The organism is Enterococcus silesiacus, from assembly GCF_001886225.1.
GTDB classification, from domain to species: domain Bacteria; phylum Bacillota; class Bacilli; order Lactobacillales; family Enterococcaceae; genus Enterococcus_L; species Enterococcus_L silesiacus.
Genome location: NZ_JXLC01000006.1, coordinates 56,272 through 73,492, shown reverse-complemented (window position 1 = coordinate 73,492; position 17,221 = coordinate 56,272). Strand labels below are relative to the sequence as shown.

13 protein-coding genes are annotated in these 17,221 nt (G+C 38.9%); 5 read left to right on the top strand and 8 right to left on the bottom strand.

The features are described 5' to 3' along the window. Nucleotides 1-32 precede the first annotated feature (32 nt). The 6 genes from RV15_RS05810 to RV15_RS05785 form a co-directional block, all read right to left on the bottom strand. Nucleotides 33-1,463 (bottom strand): amidohydrolase, encoded by a 1,431-nt coding sequence (locus RV15_RS05810; RefSeq protein ID WP_071877113.1) that lies wholly within the window; start codon nt 1,461-1,463, stop codon nt 33-35. Nucleotides 1,464-1,514: 51 nt separating this feature from the next. Beyond that, nucleotides 1,515-2,390 (bottom strand): L-serine ammonia-lyase, iron-sulfur-dependent, subunit alpha, encoded by an 876-nt coding sequence (gene sdaAA, locus RV15_RS05805; RefSeq protein WP_071877112.1) that lies wholly within the window; start codon nt 2,388-2,390, stop codon nt 1,515-1,517. A gap of 19 nt (nt 2,391-2,409) precedes the next feature. Further along, nucleotides 2,410-3,072, bottom strand: a complete 663-nt coding sequence (gene sdaAB, locus RV15_RS05800) for an L-serine ammonia-lyase, iron-sulfur-dependent subunit beta (protein WP_071877111.1) — start codon at nt 3,070-3,072, stop codon at nt 2,410-2,412. After that, on the bottom strand, nt 3,072-4,274 hold the full coding sequence (locus RV15_RS05795; protein WP_071877110.1) for an MFS transporter: 1,203 nt from the start codon (nt 4,272-4,274) through the stop codon (nt 3,072-3,074). The genes sdaAB and RV15_RS05795 overlap by 1 nt, the downstream gene beginning before the upstream one ends. Nucleotides 4,275-4,460: 186 nt before the next feature. After that, nucleotides 4,461-4,724, bottom strand: a complete 264-nt coding sequence (locus RV15_RS05790; RefSeq protein WP_071877109.1) for a hypothetical protein — start codon at nt 4,722-4,724, stop codon at nt 4,461-4,463. Between the two features lie 86 nt (nt 4,725-4,810). Beyond that, nucleotides 4,811-7,165, bottom strand: a complete 2,355-nt coding sequence (locus tag RV15_RS05785) for a helix-turn-helix domain-containing protein (protein ID WP_071877108.1) — start codon at nt 7,163-7,165, stop codon at nt 4,811-4,813. 234 nt (nt 7,166-7,399) lie between these two features. On the opposite strand from RV15_RS05785, the gene RV15_RS05780 reads away from it, so the two are divergent. From RV15_RS05780 to celB, 3 genes are all read left to right on the top strand, one after another. Further along, on the top strand, nt 7,400-8,173 hold the full coding sequence (locus RV15_RS05780; protein WP_071877107.1) for a DeoR/GlpR family DNA-binding transcription regulator: 774 nt from the start codon (nt 7,400-7,402) through the stop codon (nt 8,171-8,173). A 167-nt stretch (nt 8,174-8,340) separates the two neighbouring features. Continuing rightward, nucleotides 8,341-9,732 carry a glycoside hydrolase family 1 protein gene (locus RV15_RS05775; RefSeq protein ID WP_071877106.1) on the top strand — a complete coding sequence of 464 codons (1,392 nt, stop codon included), beginning with the start codon at nt 8,341-8,343 and terminating at the stop codon, nt 9,730-9,732. A gap of 15 nt (nt 9,733-9,747) precedes the next feature. Next, on the top strand, nt 9,748-11,094 hold the full coding sequence (celB, locus tag RV15_RS05770) for a PTS cellobiose transporter subunit IIC (RefSeq protein ID WP_071877105.1): 1,347 nt from the start codon (nt 9,748-9,750) through the stop codon (nt 11,092-11,094). Here the strand turns inward: celB and RV15_RS18855 are convergent. Both RV15_RS18855 and RV15_RS05765 read right to left on the bottom strand, forming a co-directional pair. Then, nucleotides 11,091-11,279, bottom strand: coding sequence for an RnfABCDGE type electron transport complex subunit D (locus RV15_RS18855; RefSeq protein WP_217265802.1), 189 nt, complete (start codon nt 11,277-11,279; stop codon nt 11,091-11,093). The two genes, celB and RV15_RS18855, sit on opposite strands and share 4 nt — an antisense overlap. Nucleotides 11,280-11,325: 46 nt before the next feature. Continuing rightward, a complete protein-coding gene (locus RV15_RS05765; protein ID WP_025870362.1) occupies nt 11,326-12,297 on the bottom strand; it encodes a ribose-phosphate diphosphokinase in 972 nt (323 codons plus the stop codon). Between the two features lie 343 nt (nt 12,298-12,640). Here RV15_RS05765 and RV15_RS05760 point away from each other — a divergent pair, with 343 nt between their 5' ends. Both RV15_RS05760 and RV15_RS05755 read left to right on the top strand, forming a co-directional pair. Next, nucleotides 12,641-13,252, top strand: a complete 612-nt coding sequence (locus RV15_RS05760) for a peptidase E (protein WP_071877104.1) — start codon at nt 12,641-12,643, stop codon at nt 13,250-13,252. A gap of 248 nt (nt 13,253-13,500) precedes the next feature. Beyond that, nucleotides 13,501-17,199, top strand: a complete 3,699-nt coding sequence (locus RV15_RS05755) for a 5'-nucleotidase C-terminal domain-containing protein (RefSeq protein WP_071877103.1) — start codon at nt 13,501-13,503, stop codon at nt 17,197-17,199. The last annotated feature ends 22 nt before the right edge of the window (nt 17,200-17,221 follow it).

Genomic DNA, 17,221 nt, shown 5'->3' with positions numbered 1-17,221 from the left:
TTAAGTATTTTACTTAAACCAGCCTTATATTCTTATTTAGGCATTACCTCTGCCGGAATCGCAGATTGATATTTTTCCCCACCAACGGTTGCTTGGTGTTCTGCTTTTGCTTGTGCGACTAATTCAGGATTAGTTAATAAATCATAAGCCGTTGTTGCGATCGTTTTACCTGCTGCTAGTAATCCTTTGTGTGCCACAGATGATTTACCATTAGCAACCCATTGCCATGAATGCGGCGGTGTGCCTTGTGGTTCACAGCCCACCAAGACTTGAGCGGTTGGACACACCCAGCTAACATCTCCCACATCCGTTGAACCAGACGTTGCTTCTGAGAAAACTAAGGGGCTGATTTGATCTAGAACTGGCATTGTTCCAAGCCGTTCTATTTCTTCTTCACTAGCGGTTGGATTGCTTTGTCTTGCTCTAGTTATTAAGTTTGCTTTTGTCGCTTCATTTAAGCTGTCATAATATCTTTGGCTATATTCTTGGTCCTCTTTTGTTAAATTCAAGTTGCCGAATTCTTTAAAATTTTCATACATCGCTGTGGTAACCGCTTGGTTTGGTAAATAGTTAGCACAGGCAGAGTCAAACACGATTTCAAGTTCTGTTTCTGTCATCAACGCTGCACCTTCTGCGATTTTGTTGACACGCTTGTAGATTTCTTCTGCTTGTTCTAGTTTTGGTGCACGGATAAAGTAATATAAGCTCGATGTCGGTTGGACTACATTCGCAGACTCTCCACCAGCATCCATAAAGGCATAGTGGACACGACCTTCATCAATGATGTGTTCACGTAAAAATTGAACCCCAATATTCATTAATTCTGCCGCATCAAGCGCACTGCGTCCTTGTTCTGGTGCTGCCGCTGCATGGGCTGATATCCCTTTGAAGTTATAATAAATTTGATAAACAGCTAAGCTGCTCAATCCCCAAGCCATACTTGTATCCATCGGATGCCACGAAAGAGCAACATCAAGGCAGTCAAATACGCCGTCTCTAGCCATGAAGGCTTTACCATAGCCACTTTCTTCAGCCGGACAACCAAATAATTTGATCGTACCCGTTAATTGTTCTTGTTTCATCAAATCCTTAACGCCAATAGCACCAGCTAACGCACCTGTGCCTAGTAAGTTGTGGCCGCAGCCATGTCCATTTCCACCTTCTATTTCTGCTTTTTGCTCGCCTAAATCAGCGACTTGGCTTAGATTGCCTAAAGCATCGTATTCAGCCAAAACGCCAATGACAGGATTGCCGCTGCCGTAAGTTGCAACAAATGAATGTTCCATATTTGCGACGCCTTTTTCAATCGAGAAGCCTTCTTTTTCTAAAATTTCTAAAAAAGGTTTTACAGATTCAGTTGTTGCAAATCTCGTTTCTGGTGTCCCCCAAATCTGATCAGCTGCTGCGATAAATTGCTCTTTTTTTGTATCAATCAATGCTGAAATTTGTTGTTTTGCGTTCATTCTTCGTTCTTCCTTTCTTAGTCACATTCAATTTTTGCTTTTTTATTTAACCTAACGATCGATTCCAAACAACTCTTTTGCGATTCGTTTTCCGGTTTTTGTTCCAGCTAATCCGCCGATCCCAGTTTCACGAATATCCGCTGGCATACTCCGACCCACGCGGTACATTGTTTCGACCACTTCATCTGCAGGAATCTCACTTTCGATTCCGGCCAGCGCCATTTCTGCTGCACTGATGGCATTCGACGTGCCGCCTGCATTTCTTTTGATGCAAGGGATTTCTACCAGTCCAGCAACTGGATCACAGGCCAAACCGATCAAATTATTCAAAGCAATCGCAAAGGCGTGACTGGCTTGTTCCGGTGTTCCACCAGCCATTTCAACTAAAGCGGCCGCCGCCATGCCAGAGGCCGAGCCGATTTCCGCCTGACAGCCACCTTCTGCACCAGAAATCATGGCATTATTGGCTGTGACAAAGCCAAAAGCTGCCGCTGTAAATAGAAAATGCAGCATCTCTTCACGGCTTGATCTGAATTTTTCACTAAACGCCAATAATACTCCTGGCACAACTCCGGCCGAACCTGCTGTTGGTGTAGCGCAAATCATACCCATCGCCGCATTGACCTCATTAGTGGCCACTGCATAGCATAAAGCTTTCACAAAGGTATTGTCTGTTAAAACAGTTTTTTGATCTAAATAGGTCTGCAGTTTTTTAGCATCATATCCAGTTAAACCAGAATGTGAGCGAACGCCTTGAATCCCTTTAGCAGCGGCCGCTTCCATTGTTTCTAAGTTCAGTGTCATTTGATTCATGATCTCAGCTCTACTGCGCCCAGACGTTTCTATTTCCTGTCTGATCATTATTTCTGCTATGGTGCACTGATTCAGTTGTGCTCGTTGTACAAGTTCTTCAATTGATTCAAACAAACTATTCACGTCCTCTAATTTAGCCGGTCGTCGGTATAACTGCTGTTACCCCCGGTATCCCTTTAATTTTTGCTACTAATTTCTGACTAATATCACTAAACGTTTCAACAAAGAAGATCGTCTCCTTGTTCAATTGCTGAATCTGTACAAAAGTCGGATTTTCTAAAGCATCTTCAACACCCGAAACCGCCAATTTAGGCTGATCTGAGGTAAAAACTAAGCCATTTCCTTTTTTCTGACCCAAAAGAGTTGAATGATGATTGATCTCTGTTAGTTGAATACTACCGCCACCAATCGAAATAGCTGTTATATTCAGCTTTTCTTGGTCATCAATCAATGCCAGATTAACTGTATTGGCATGTTCTGTTTCCTTAGCGCTAACCAAAAATTCAATCATTACCCCTTGCTTTTCAGCAAGCTCAATCGCTTCTGGAATCCGTTCATCATGTGTTTCAAACCCTAAAACTCCTGCAACAATTGCGACTGCTGTGCCATGACCTTTGTACGTTTCAGCAAATGAGCCGTAGAAAGTAACGACTAACTTTTTAGGTGTATATTTATAAAGCGCTCTTGCCAGATTACCAATTCTAACCGCTCCAGCCGTGTGCGAGCTAGACGGGCCGACCATGATTGGACCAATGATATCAAAAGCACTTTTATACTTAAACTGTTTCTCTGACATTACGCTTCTTTTTTCACTCCTAAGGCACACAGGCCGCAAAGAAGACTAGCTGCTGCCATAAAGCCAAACGCTAATGTAAATGAACCTCCAGCGGCTTTAATCAATTGTCCTAAAATCATTGGTGCTAAAAACCCGCCCAAGGTTCCACCTGTATTAATGATGCCAATTGAAGACCCAATGATCGATGGATCCATGATTTTATGCGGCCATGTGAAGATTGCTGTAAAGGCACTTACTGAAACCATACTTACAGCGATCAAACAAATCATTGATAATACCAAATTATTTGATGCAACAAAGGCAACCACTAAAATTGCAGCTAAAACTGTTGTACTAAGAATAAACATGCGTTCTTTACCTAAAAATAGTTTTGACAACAACGCACCTGCAAACATCGTCGCTGCGGTTTGGAAGACTGCGTTAACGGCTAATAGATAACCAATTGTTTTAATATCAATTGCAAATTTTTGTGCTAAAAAGCTTGGCAACCATGACATATTTCCATAAAGCAGAAAATTTAACAATAGCATTGCTACGAATAATACTAATACATTACGGTTCGTGATTACCTGACTAAACTTAATTGCTGGTTTATTGCTTGTCCCTGTTTTTGCGCTAGTTGCTTGTTTGGGAACAAAAATACCTACCAGTACAAATGCAACCGCAAATAATGTTCCTAATGCTAAGTACCCATAACGCCAATTTGCATTGATCAAATTAGTCCCCAAGGTGAATGCTAAAATACCACCGATACCTGATGTTGATAGAATCAATGATTGGATAAAGGTTCTACGTTCTTGCGGGAAATTATCGGCAATTGATTTTGAACAGCTGGGCGGATAACCACCATGACCTAGACCCGCAAAAAAGCGGATAGCTATAAATAACATCAAGCTGCTCACTGCACCAAATGCGAATGAAAAAATTGAAATAATTGCTAGTGACAGCATTAACACCTTTTTTGCGCCGATTTTATCTGCTAACCAACCACCGGGAATCTGCATCAACGAATAACCTAGGAAAAAGAATGACATGATCATTCCTGTTTGACCAGCATCCAAATTAAACTCTTTGGCCATTGGTAAAACTGCGGTAGAGATCATACTCTTATCCATATAAATCATCGAATAACCAGCCATTAAGGCAAAAATCAACCCAGCACTACTTTTGTTTGCTACTGTTTTTTCAACTTGTGTCTCCATTTTTTTCCTCCATAGTTCAAATATAAGAAAACGTTTTCCGTACATTTATTATACGAAACAATTCACAAATACAAATCACTTTAATTGCTTGATATAGTCTTAATATTTTGATCATGGAGAAAAATAAATAAAAAAAGCAAAAAAGTAGTAGTCTTTTTTGCTTTTCTGAATGCTAATTCAATTTGTTTATTTCCTTTTGACCTCACCTGAGCGACGTTCTTTAATGTCATGTTCTTCAGAGATATTTTTTTGTTGTTGGGCAACATCGTAGACTCTTGTGGTGGGGTCTTGATTAATACCACCAGATCCAGTATTTACCATTGTTCCCCAGCCTTTTTTAAGTGGAGTCTTCCCTTGTGCCCGTAGCTGATCGTTTTTTTCTCTAATCCGTTGATGCTTTACTCGTCTGCGATCATCAAAAAAATCTGAGATTTTATCAAATATTTTCAAAGTTATCACTCCTCAATAGTCATATTATTTTTAAGATCCTAATATTAAATCAATGCTGAGACTCATTTTTCAGATGCCTCTTTTCCTCAATACAAAGGCTGAAACAAATACAACTGACACGCATTTAACGTCAAGGTCGCTTCCAATTCATAGCCAAAGGAATCGATTCGCTCTTTTTTCAGCTCAAACTTAGGAACGATCTTTTGCTCCAAATATTTCTGCAACTCATGATCCAACTCTGCTTGCCCCCCAACTCTGATCCAATCATTATAAATCCCACCATGATCTTTATCCAAGACATATTCCCGAATCAAATAATGGCCCACAGGGAGCCCGCTTAAATGAATCCTGACTTTTTTTGTCTGATACTGAACTTGAAATGTATCAACTGAATACAATGGATCTAGATAGCTAGAATTATAAAGTAACAGCTGATACTGTCCTTGATTTCGTGTCAAAATATAGCCATCTCCACTAGCAACTAGCTCACCTTTTAGATGGTTTAAAAATCGTAGTGAAAAGAATAGCGGTCGCCTCAGCTCCTCATAAAGAAACACAGATAAACTACTGTCTTCTCTTGTATGCGTCTGTCGTTCCTTTACCTTGATGTTCAGCCAAAAGGCAATTCCCGTCACTTCTTTTGACAATTCAACAATCGATTCCAAAATCAGTGCAGAACGGAAAAACGTTCCAGAAAAAGTATTTCCTTCCCCCACTAATGTATTCCAATCGGTTAAAAATAACTCTGGTGTCCAATCCGAAAAAAAGGCATTTTTTTCTATTTGATGCGCGGTGATGACCGACTTTACTCTACTTAAAATAGCTTGTTGGTATTTTTTAAAACGCAACGCATGTTCCTCTTTGATCACTGCTGTTGCATACGGATCCGCATGGAAACTAATAAATTCTGGGAGACAGCGCTGTGTTCCCTGCTCATAAATAAAGGCCTGATATTGCTCGTATTCTGTTTCATCTAACGAACGCAATGACATCAAGCCTACTTTACAGCCAGGAACTAACTGTTTCAGCTTACGATAAAAATAATGATAGCCCCAGCGACTACCATCATTCCAGAGCCCACTTACTTTAGGAAATGACCATTGAAGGTACCACTGATTTACTTCCTCTCGGCCATAGCGATTCACGAAATGACGAATGATTTTCAATTGCTTATCACACCATAACTGAACTTCTTCCTTTTCAGTATACTCCTCAGGTAAATAAAGCTGGATCATCGGCTTCAGCTGGATTTTCACTAAAAAATCGAACCATTGATTGTTTAAAATATACTCAGATACCATCAAAATATCATTTTCAAAATTTGTTTCTTCGCAAAAACCTTCAAATTGAACTAAATCAAAGCTCAAATCCTTTTGTAAAATACACAATTCACGCTGTACACCATTCGCTAAACCTTCTCCAGCAGGACCGATTTTTATGATTTTTTTACTGCTGTGATAATTTGGTTGTGGCGCCGAAGGTAAAACTAACTCTAAGCGCTGCTCAAGCGCAGCATTTTCATCTTCGATATCTTTTTCCACTAAATATTTTGCCAGCTCTTGTAAGGCTGCTGCTCCAGTTATTTCCTGATAGTCGGCATTTTCTGTCGTCTGTTTCAACTGATTTGTCGTCACAGAATATTTTTTACGAAAACTTGCTGGTGTCAACCCATACTGTTTTTTAAAGACTTGATGAAAATTTTTTGCATTTGAAAAACCATTATTCAAAGCGACCTTGATCACAGATTGTGAGGTTAGCACCAAACTTTCCGCTGCATGCATCAAGCGGATTTGATTTAGATACTCCGTAAAATTGAGCCCAACTTGTTTTTTAAACGAACGCGATAAATGATAATAGGAGATTCCACTCTTTTCAGCCAACGATTCTAATGAAATCGGCTGATCATAATTCTTTTGAATTTCTTCCAATAACTGATTCATCCGATCATCTGCAAGTTCTGTCGTAACACACGGCGCAGGCACCATTTCTTTTTTGAATTCCTTGACTAATTGTTTTAACACGGTAAATAAATGCTGATACATAGCCAATTCTGTCTCTTCATTTTGCTTAAAGTATGCAGCCATTAAATGAACCAAGGCTTCTCGTAGTTGTTGAAATTTTTCTCCCTCAGGTATGTCGGCTTCTGTTGATGAACAATCAATATACGGCAACCAGTTCTCTTTAAAATGCGGAGTGAGCGGTGTTCTTGAAATACGCAAAGATAATAATAAGTTTTTATCCGAACTCTTTACTTGATATTGCTGGCGTGGATTAATAACTAAGATATCATCTGAATTTAATTGATATTCTTTTTCCCCGACCGTAACGACCATGCTGCCGCTAAGCATTAGAAAAAGAGTTAAATAATCACTCATTTGCGGTGGTGCATAGCTAACTTTCATCAAGGATAGATGAAATGGAAATTGCTTGGATTCTCCCATCAACAGTCCCCTCCTGACCTCTTGTGCTTTGTTTAACAAAATATAGCATCAAATCTCCATTGAAACAAGCTGTCTTTTTGACAGAAAATTGTCTATACTATGAATAATTAAAAAATGATGGCACTTTATCTAGCGATACAGGCGATCGCTACGCTCTACTTCAATCTCATCAATTGCCAAAATCTAAAGATTCGAGTTCTGCGAAAAAAGAGAACGTTCAACTAGGAGGAAAAAATGAAAACCAGTCAAGGAGATGTATTTAGACGTAGGGAAAATTTGATTGAGCATTTAAAACACAGCGAACGTTTAACTGTTAATGAGCTTGCAATATTTTTTAACGTTTCTGCTGTAACAATTAGACGAGACTTGCTCTTTTTAGAAAAGAAAAAGATGATCGAACGGTTTTACGGTGGGGTCAGACTGCTTCCTAATGATGAATTGAACCACTCCATCAAACAAGAAGGAGCGGTCTTTCCACTAGCTGCCTTTATTGAGAAAATCAAACCATTTTTAGTGCCTGGAGCACAGCTGTTTATTGGTTCCGGACATTTTTCTAATGAATTGATTTATGCATTATCTTTTTTTGACCTGACTATTTTGACTAACGATGTTTCTGCCATTTCTATCGATCACACTGAGAAAAAAGCATTGATTTCGATCAGCGGCGGTGAATTAGAAAAAAATACTAACGCACTGGTTGGAGATTTTGCTACTCATTCGTTTAATAAAGTGGAAGCTGACCTTTGCATCATTGAAGCGGCTGGCTTTAATACTCATGAAGTAACCACCAAGACACTAAATGAATCGTTCATTTATCGAACCATGATTCAACATACCAATGGGCGTAAAATTGTCTATACACCTTCCGCTTATTTAGAGTCGATCAGCTCATTTATGATCGATAAAACAGCGTTATTCGATACTTTATATACAGACTCATTAATCACACCAACTATTTTGAACAGCTATCAAGCACAAGGAATCTCCATTGAAGTGTTAACTGAATAAAAAAGGTATACTGAAAGAGTTCGTTTTCTTGTATCCACACCTTTTGAACTGTTCATAAAAATTCTTTCATGAACAGTTCTTTTGATTGTATTGAATTTACCCAAGTAATCACTTATTCTAAAGCCAAAGAAAACGCTTCACAAAAAAACTATTGATTGGAGAAAACTATGACACATACATTTCCAGAAAATTTTCTATGGGGCGCGTCCATTTCCGCCCATCAAACAGAAGGCGCTTATCAAAGCGACGGTAAAGGCTTAAGTGTGCAAGACACACGCCAAAGAGATAATCATGACATCGCAGATTTTACTGTGGCTGTGGATCACTATCATCACTATAAAGAGGATATTCGCTTGTTAGCTGAGATGGGCATCAAGGTTTTCCGTTTCTCAATTGCTTGGACACGCATTTTTCCAAATGGACGTGGTGAAATCAATCAAAAAGGATTGCAACATTATAGCGACGTCATTGACGAGTTATTAAAATACGATATTCAACCGTATATTACATTAAATCACTTTGACTTACCTCAAGCGTTAGAAGATGAAGGCGGTTGGAGCGTTCGCAGTACCGTAGATGCCTTCAAAATTTATGCTGAGACCTTATTTGATGCATACGGTGACCGCGTAAAGCATTGGCTAACGATCAATGAGCCAAACATCATGCTTTTAGTCGATAAAAAAATTCTAGGTAAAGAGATCCCATTACAAGAAAAATACCAACAATTCCATCACCTAATGATCGCTGAAAAATATGCCTTCAAACGGTGCCATGAATTAATCGAAGGCGGACAAATTGGTCCTGTACCGAATATTTCTCTTGTCTATCCAGCAACTAGCAAACCAATGGACAATCAAGCCGCGCTTTATTTTAACAGCGTTCGTAACTGGGCTTATCTAGATTTTTCTTGTTTCGGTCGTTATAACGCGGTCTTCAAAGACTATTTAAACCGTAATAATATCACGATTGAATATGCCGCTGAAGATCAAGAATTGATGGAAAATAACTTCCCAGATTTTGTTGCCATGAATTTTTACACCACTGTCACTGTAGAAAAACCAACTGAAAAAGACGGTATGGCAAACGGTATCAGCGATCAGCAAAGTGAAGATATCATGGAATGGGGCTTTTATAAAGGCTTTACCAATCCTTATTTGAAGAAAAATGAATTCAATTGGACCATCGATCCAGACGGCTTAAAAACCACGTTGCAGACACTGTATGATCGCTATCACTTGCCGATCATTATTACCGAGAATGGTTTAGGGGCAAAAGATGAACTAACAGCTGACGGCAAGATTCACGATCCGTACCGAATCAGCTACTTGGAACAACATATCGAGCAATGTCTACAGGCCATCGAAGCTGGCGTTGACTTGATTGGTTACAGTCCATGGTCAGCGATCGATCTAATCAGTGTTCACGAAGGCATCAGCAAGCGCTATGGTTTTATTTATGTCGATCGCACAGAACACGATAAAAAAGAACTTACTCGCTATAAAAAAGACAGTTTTTACTGGTATCAAACATTGATCGAAACAAATCAACTGCCCTCATAAGGAAAGGAGAAAAAAATGAATAAAGTATTTACATTTTTGGAAACGAAACTAATGCCGCCTTTGAATAAAGTTGCAAACTTGCGCTTTATTCGAGCGATCATGCAAGCTGGGATCATTACGGTGCCGTTTACGATCGTCGGATCGATTTTTCTGATCATCAATAATTTGCCGCAAATCATTCCGCCGCTAGCACCGTTTTTTGAGAATACGATTTTGAAATTCGCACCGATTTATAGTGTGGCTACCACCATGTCGATCGGCTCGATTGCGATTTTTTACTGTTTGGCGACTGCTTATTATTTGACGGATATTTATCGGAAAGAAGAAAGTGACGGACTGAGTAGTTTTGTTGGAGCAATTTTAGGATTGTTTGCCTTTTTAATGACGATTGTACAAACAGATATCGTCAATGGCGGTGCTCAGCTGATACAATCGGAAAGTGAAACATCGATTGTTTATAATGGGGTCGCACTTGGCGGTTGGGTCACTCGTTTTAGTGGCGTTGGGATTTTTATTGGGATCATCACAGCCGTTATTTCTACTCAGATTTATCGTTGGTGTGTGAAAAAAAATATTACGATTCGGATGCCAGAAGGCGTTCCTGATGGTGTAAGTAAAGCTTTTGCTTCATTGATTCCTGCTATTTTTATTGCGTTTGTGATGTTATTTATCAATACGATTTTAGCTGTGTTCCATACTGATTTACATGGATTGTTATCAAAACCATTTGAGTTTGTTAAAGATTTGACCGGTTCTTGGTTGGGAATTATTGTAATTATGTTATTGATCCATCTACTTTGGGCCGTTGGAGTTCATGGAACGGCTGTGATCAAGAATAGTTTTATCAACCCGATTTTATTGGTGGCATTAACAGAGAATATTGATGGCGGATCAAATATTTTCGCTGGAGATTTTGTGAATATGTATATCTTTATCGGTGGTGCTGGTAGTACGCTTGGATTGGTTTTGTTGATGATTTTCGCAGCAAAATCCGATCAGTTAAAAGTACTGGGTAAAGCGGCAGTGCTGCCAGGCTTGTTTAATATCAATGAGCCGGTGATTTTCGGGGCACCGATCGTTTATAATCCTTATTTGATCATCCCGTTTATTGTGACGCCTTTGATCAATGTCACGATTGCTTATTTTGCTTCTTCTCTTGGATTGGTGAATAAAGTAATTACTGGGATTCCTTGGATTTCGCCTGTGGGAATCGGGGCGTTTCTGGGAACTGGCGGTGATTTTAGAGCGGTGCTGATTGCTTTTATTAACTTAGCTGTTTCGATTGTTTGTTATTATCCATTTTTCAAAATGTATGATGGAAAATTGTATGGGGAACAGATGGCGGCTTTGGAGAAGGATTAATTGGAATTGAATGTAGATAAAGTTGTATAATCTGTAACCATAAAAACTGCCGTAAAAATCAACGTATCGCTTAACAAGTGTACATTAGTAAATGAAAAATCAAACGCACTGTATAACAACATTGCGATATAAAACGAATTTGATATTTTACGCAATAAAAGCCGACAAACATCATTCTTCTGCATTTTTACATACAGAAAAATAATGTCTGTCGACTTTTATTGATTAATGTTAACGGCGTTTTGTTTCAAACAACGGACTAACTGGTTTGTTTTCATGGATACGTTTAATGGCATCACCAATTAATTCACCAACACTGATTTCATCGATTTTGTCGATTTTACGATCATCAGAAAGATAGATAGAATCTGTTACAACTAAACGTTTGATAGCAGAATCTTCAATACGTTGTAAAGCAGGTCCTGATAAAACTGGGTGTGTACATGAAGCATACACTTCTTTTGCGCCAGCTTCTTGTAACGCATTGGCAGCGAGTGAAATTGTCCCAGCTGTGTCGATCATGTCATCGATCAAGACACAAATTTTGCCTTCTACATGTCCAATAATGTTCATTACTTCAGCGACATTCGCTTTTGGACGGCGTTTGTCGATGATTGCGATCGGTGATTTCAAGTATTCCGCAAGTTTACGGGCACGTGTCACACCACCATGGTCAGGAGATACAACCACAACATCATCGCCTTGAATGCCGTGTTCCATGAAGTAATCTGCGATCAATGGAGCGCCCATCAAGTGATCCACTGGAATATCGAAGAATCCTTGAATTTGAACGGCATGTAAATCTAATGTCAACATTCTAGTTGCTCCTGCTTTTTCAAGCATATTTGCTACAAGTTTCGCTGTGATCGGTTCACGGGCACGTGCTTTACGATCTTGACGTGCATAACCATAATAAGGCATTACAACGTTGATTGTTTTTGCACTAGCACGTTTTAACGCATCGATCATGATCAACAATTCCATTAAATTATCGTTAACTGGACTACTTGTTGATTGGATGATATAAACGTGAGAGCCACGAATACTTTCTTCAATATTTACTTGAATTTCACCATCACTGAATTGAGTGACAGAAGATTTTCCTAATTCGACACCGACAGCTGCAGCGATTTTTTCCGCTAATGGACGATTCGAGTTAAGAGAAAAGATTTTCAATCTAGGATCAAAATAATGTTTTGACATGAGGACCTCCACTTTCTTTTACTGAACAATAGTTTCCTTATAAATAGTAGTCACTTTTTCAAAATAAATCAAGTGATTTTGAGGCATTCCTCTAAATTAATACGATTTTCTAATAAAAATAGACCAGAAACGATCGAAAAAAATAGTTTATAAACTATTTTTTCTTTTTAATTGTTGACATACTGTTGGCACACCGAAATGTTAAAGTTAAACTATCTAACCTGCTGAGCTAATTTCTTGGGAAAAAGAGCACTGCGTGTAACTATAAATGTCACATTCAAATTTCCTTATTATCTGCCAGAACTAACTAGCTCATTCAGGTTTTAAATTAAGGAGTGTTCAAATGAAAAAAATATTTTTAGCTTCATCTTTTAAGGATGTTTCAGAACAATTTCAATCATTTATGAAAAAAGACCTAAAAGGAAAAACTGTTACATTTATTCCAACAGCTAGTCTACCAGAAAAACAAACTTTCTTTGTTGAAGCTGCGATAAAAAGCTTTGCAACATTGGGTATGGTGATCGATGAACTAGAGATCTCTCAAGCAACACCCACCGAAATAAGACAAAAACTTGAATCCAACGATGTCATTTATGTGACAGGCGGAAATACTTTTTTTCTATTACAAGAATTAAAGAAATCTGGCGCTGATATATTGATCCAACAACAAGTAGCCGACGGGAAAATTTATATCGGCGAATCAGCTGGAGCCGTAGTTGCCTCACCTAATATTGAATATATCAAAGCCATGGATGATGTCAAAAAGGCACCAGAACTTGAGTCTTTCCAATCGCTAAATTTAGTTGATATTTCACCAGTACCCCATTATGCCAGCTTTCCCTTCAAAGAAGTAGTGGAGAACATCATTACAAACTACGATACTGATTTAAAGCTGATTCCAATCTCAAATAAACAAGCAATCTTAATCGATGGTGACAATATAATACGAGAATAAATTTAAAAAAAGAGTCAAGAAAAAATCAGGAGCTTCAAAACTTGATCAACCTACCTCCAAAAATTAGACTCAAAATCTAACTTTTGGAGGTCTTTTTATATGACAAAATATAGTTTTAAATTAATAAATGGATTTTTTTAACATTATAATATAAAATCCCTACATTTCATGGTGACAAAACAAATGATATAGATTACCATTTAGGTGATACACCAAAATGAAAGCGGATTAAAATAGGAGGTTTTTAAGTGAAGAAGTCATTGTTACGCAAAAGGTGGTTTAGTTTACAACTATTGGTTGCTATTATTTTCTGTGCTAGTGGGACGACAACTGCCCTAGCAATTGAGAATCAATCAAATCCTGAAACTACGCAAAAGAGTATCACAAAAAAGGCCCAGAAATTAACGATTTTAGGGACATCCGACGTCCACGGCCAGCTATGGGACTGGTCTTATGAAGATGATAAACAAACACCTGTCGGGCTTTCTCAAGTCAGTACTGTTGTACAAAACATCCGTTCAGAAAATCCGAATGGAACCATTCTGATCGATAATGGAGATATGAACCAAGGAACAATCTTGACAGATGATCTTTATAACAAAACACCTTTGATCGGTCGACCGAATCCTATGATCAAAGCTATGAATTACATGAAATATGATGCAATGGTGTTGGGGAACCATGAATTCAATTTTGGCTTAGATTTAATCAAAAAACTGGATAATGAAGCTGCGTTTCCGATCTTATCAGCCAACACTTATGTCAAAGAGTCCAAAAGTCGCTTTGTTGGCGGAACGACTAAAAAAGATATTGATTTAGACGGCGATGGCAGCAAAGATTTAACTGTCGGTATCATCGGTCTGACAACACCGCAAATTCCTTTATGGGATGGGGCTAAAGTAGACAGCTTATATTTCAATCCCTTGAAAGAAGAAGCAGAAAAAGCTGTTGCTGAGCTAAAAGACGATACGGATATCATCGTCGCGTCGATCCACGCTGGTCGTCAAAATTCTGACCCTGCTGCAAGTGCCGATCAAGTCATCAATTATGTCCCAGGTATCGACGCCTACATTTTAGGGCATGATCACCGGTCTTTCGCAGAACAAATCCAAGGGCCAAACGGACTTGTTCCAGTAGCAGGACCTAAAGATACTGGAACAGAGATGGTCAAAATCGAGCTTGATATTGAAAAAGCAGGAGACAAATGGCAAGTCAAAAACAGTGATGCTGCTATTGTAAGCACCAAAACGGTACCAGCAGATGAGGCATTAAAAGCTGAAACGAAAGAATACCATGACAAAACAAGAGAATTTATCTCTGAAAAAATCGGAACAGCAACTGGAAACTTTTTACCCGCTGAAGAAGTGAAAGGAATCCCAGAAGCTCAACTTCGTCCGACTGCGATGATTTCTCTGATCAACAATGTCCAACGAAAAGCAACAGGCGCTCAACTAGCCGCTTCTGCGCTCTTTAAAGCGGACAGTAAGTTGAATGCAGGAGATATCTCATACTCAAACATCTTTGATATTTATAAATACCCTAACACACTAGTCAGTGTCAATATAACTGGGGAAAACCTACTGAAATACATGGAAAATCAGGCGGATTACTACAATACACCTAGCCCAGATGATTTAACAATCAGCTTTAATGAAAAAATTCGTGTGTATAACTATGACATTTTTTCAGGAATTTCTTATAAGATCGATATTTCTAAACCACATGGTGAGCGGATTATCAATCCAACGATTGACGGCAAACCAGTCGATCTTACAGCAAACTATACCATTGCTATGAATAATTACCGTTATGAAGGTTTACTAACACAGGGAATCGTTACGGGGGAACCAATCAAATCAACTGATCCAGAAACACTGCGCGGATTGATCGCAGATTATATTCGTGAAAAACAAACTCTTGACCCCACAGTTGAAATTGAGAATAACTGGGAAGTAATTGGCTATCATTTTAATAAAAACTGGCGTGATTTGGCTGTTAAATTAGTCAATGACGGAACATTGCAGACAGAGCCTGCTGCAGATGGCCGAACACCAAATGTCAAACCGATCACCAAACAAGAGGTGATCAATGCAGGTTTTTCGCCCGAATCATTCACCATCATGCATACTAATGATGTGCATGGACGTTTAGAAGGCAATGGGAAAGATGTTTTAGGAATGGCTCGTTTGAAAACCTATAAAGAATTGGTTCAACCAGATCTTTTGATTGACGCAGGCGATGTCTTCCAAGGTCTGCCGATTTCTAATTTCTCTAAAGGAATGGATATGGCAGACGTAATGAATGAAGTGGGCTACGATGCTATAGCCGTCGGTAACCATGAATTTGACTTTGGTTTTGAAACAGCCATGGAATACAAGAACAGACTGAATTTCCCAATCTTATCCAACAACACATTTAAAAATGGGGAATTGGTCTTTGAACCTTACACAATCGTTGATAAAAATGGAAAAAAATACGCTATTATCGGCGTAACAACACCTGAAACAGCAACTAAAACTCACCCAAACAATGTAAAAGATGTAACGTTTGCCGATCCAATCGCTGAAACGAAAAAGGCGATCAATAAAATCAAAAATTCAGGAGAAGCAGTTACTGCCTATGTTGTTACGGGACATTTAGGAATCGATGAAACCACCCCTCATGAATGGCGTGGCGATACGTTGGCTGAAACACTAAGTAAAGAATTTTCCGATTTGAATATTACTGTTTTGGATGGTCATTCACATACAGCCGTGGATGGCGGGAAAAAATTTGGCAACGTGATGTACACACAAACTGGAAATTATCTAAACAACGTCGGTTTAGTTGATGTTGATTTGACAGATCTCAACATCAAAACGGCTTCATTAACACCCGCAGACACATTAGCAGATCTAGAAGAAAATCCTGCTGTTAAAGCGTTAGTTGATCAAGCTAAAAAGAACTTTGAAGCCTGGGGCTCAGAAGTTGTGATTGAAAATAATCCTTATCAATTTAACGGTGAGCGCGACAATATTCGAACCAGAGAAACGAATTTGGGCAATCTGATTGGCGATGCAATGTTAACTTACGGACAGCATGGCTTCAAAAACAAAACCGATTTCGCGGTCACAAATGGTGGCGGTATCCGAGCAAATATTGAACCTGGCAAAGTGACGTTAGGTGATATCATTGCTGTAATGCCATTTGGCAACAGCATCTCTCAAATCAGCGTTACAGGTGCCGAAGTCAAAGATATGTTTGAGCTATCCCTTCGTTCAATGGCTCAAAAAGACGAAACTGGCAAAGTCATATTAGATGACTACAATCAACCAAAACTTGGGGCAAATGGCGGTTTCCTTCATGTCTCTAGCACGATTCGTGTACATTATGATTCAACTAAAAAAGGTTCTTTACTGCCAGCAGACGAAGGCAATGGAACAGATAAAACCATTGTTGGAGAACGAGTATTGCAAATTGAAGTCCAAGACCACACGACTGGAAAATTTGCCCCAATTGATGAAAAAGCAACATATTATATGGCTACGAATGACTTCTTAGCAGCTGGCGGCGATGGTTACGATATGCTAGGCGGCGAACGTGAAGAAGGCCCTTCTTTAGATACCGTCTTGATCGATCATCTAAAACAAGGAACAAACCTTCGTCTATACAATGCCGCAATAAATATCGATCTCGCACAATACAAAGAAGCCTTTCCAGGCGAACGAATCATCTCCATTTCAGAAGCTGAATTTAATAAGAAAAACAAACCCGAACCTGTACCAAATCCAGATCCAAAAAATCCAACGAAACCAGATGAGATAAAAGTAGCCAAACCTGTTGGAAAAACAGCAGATTATCCGAAAATGGGTGAAACAATTGTCGCTTATAGTGGTTTAGGTTTACTTATCATTGGTCTTTCTGGTTATGGTTTTTATGAATATAATCGGAAACGGAACATTGGATAGCTAAAAAGATGGTTGCCAAATA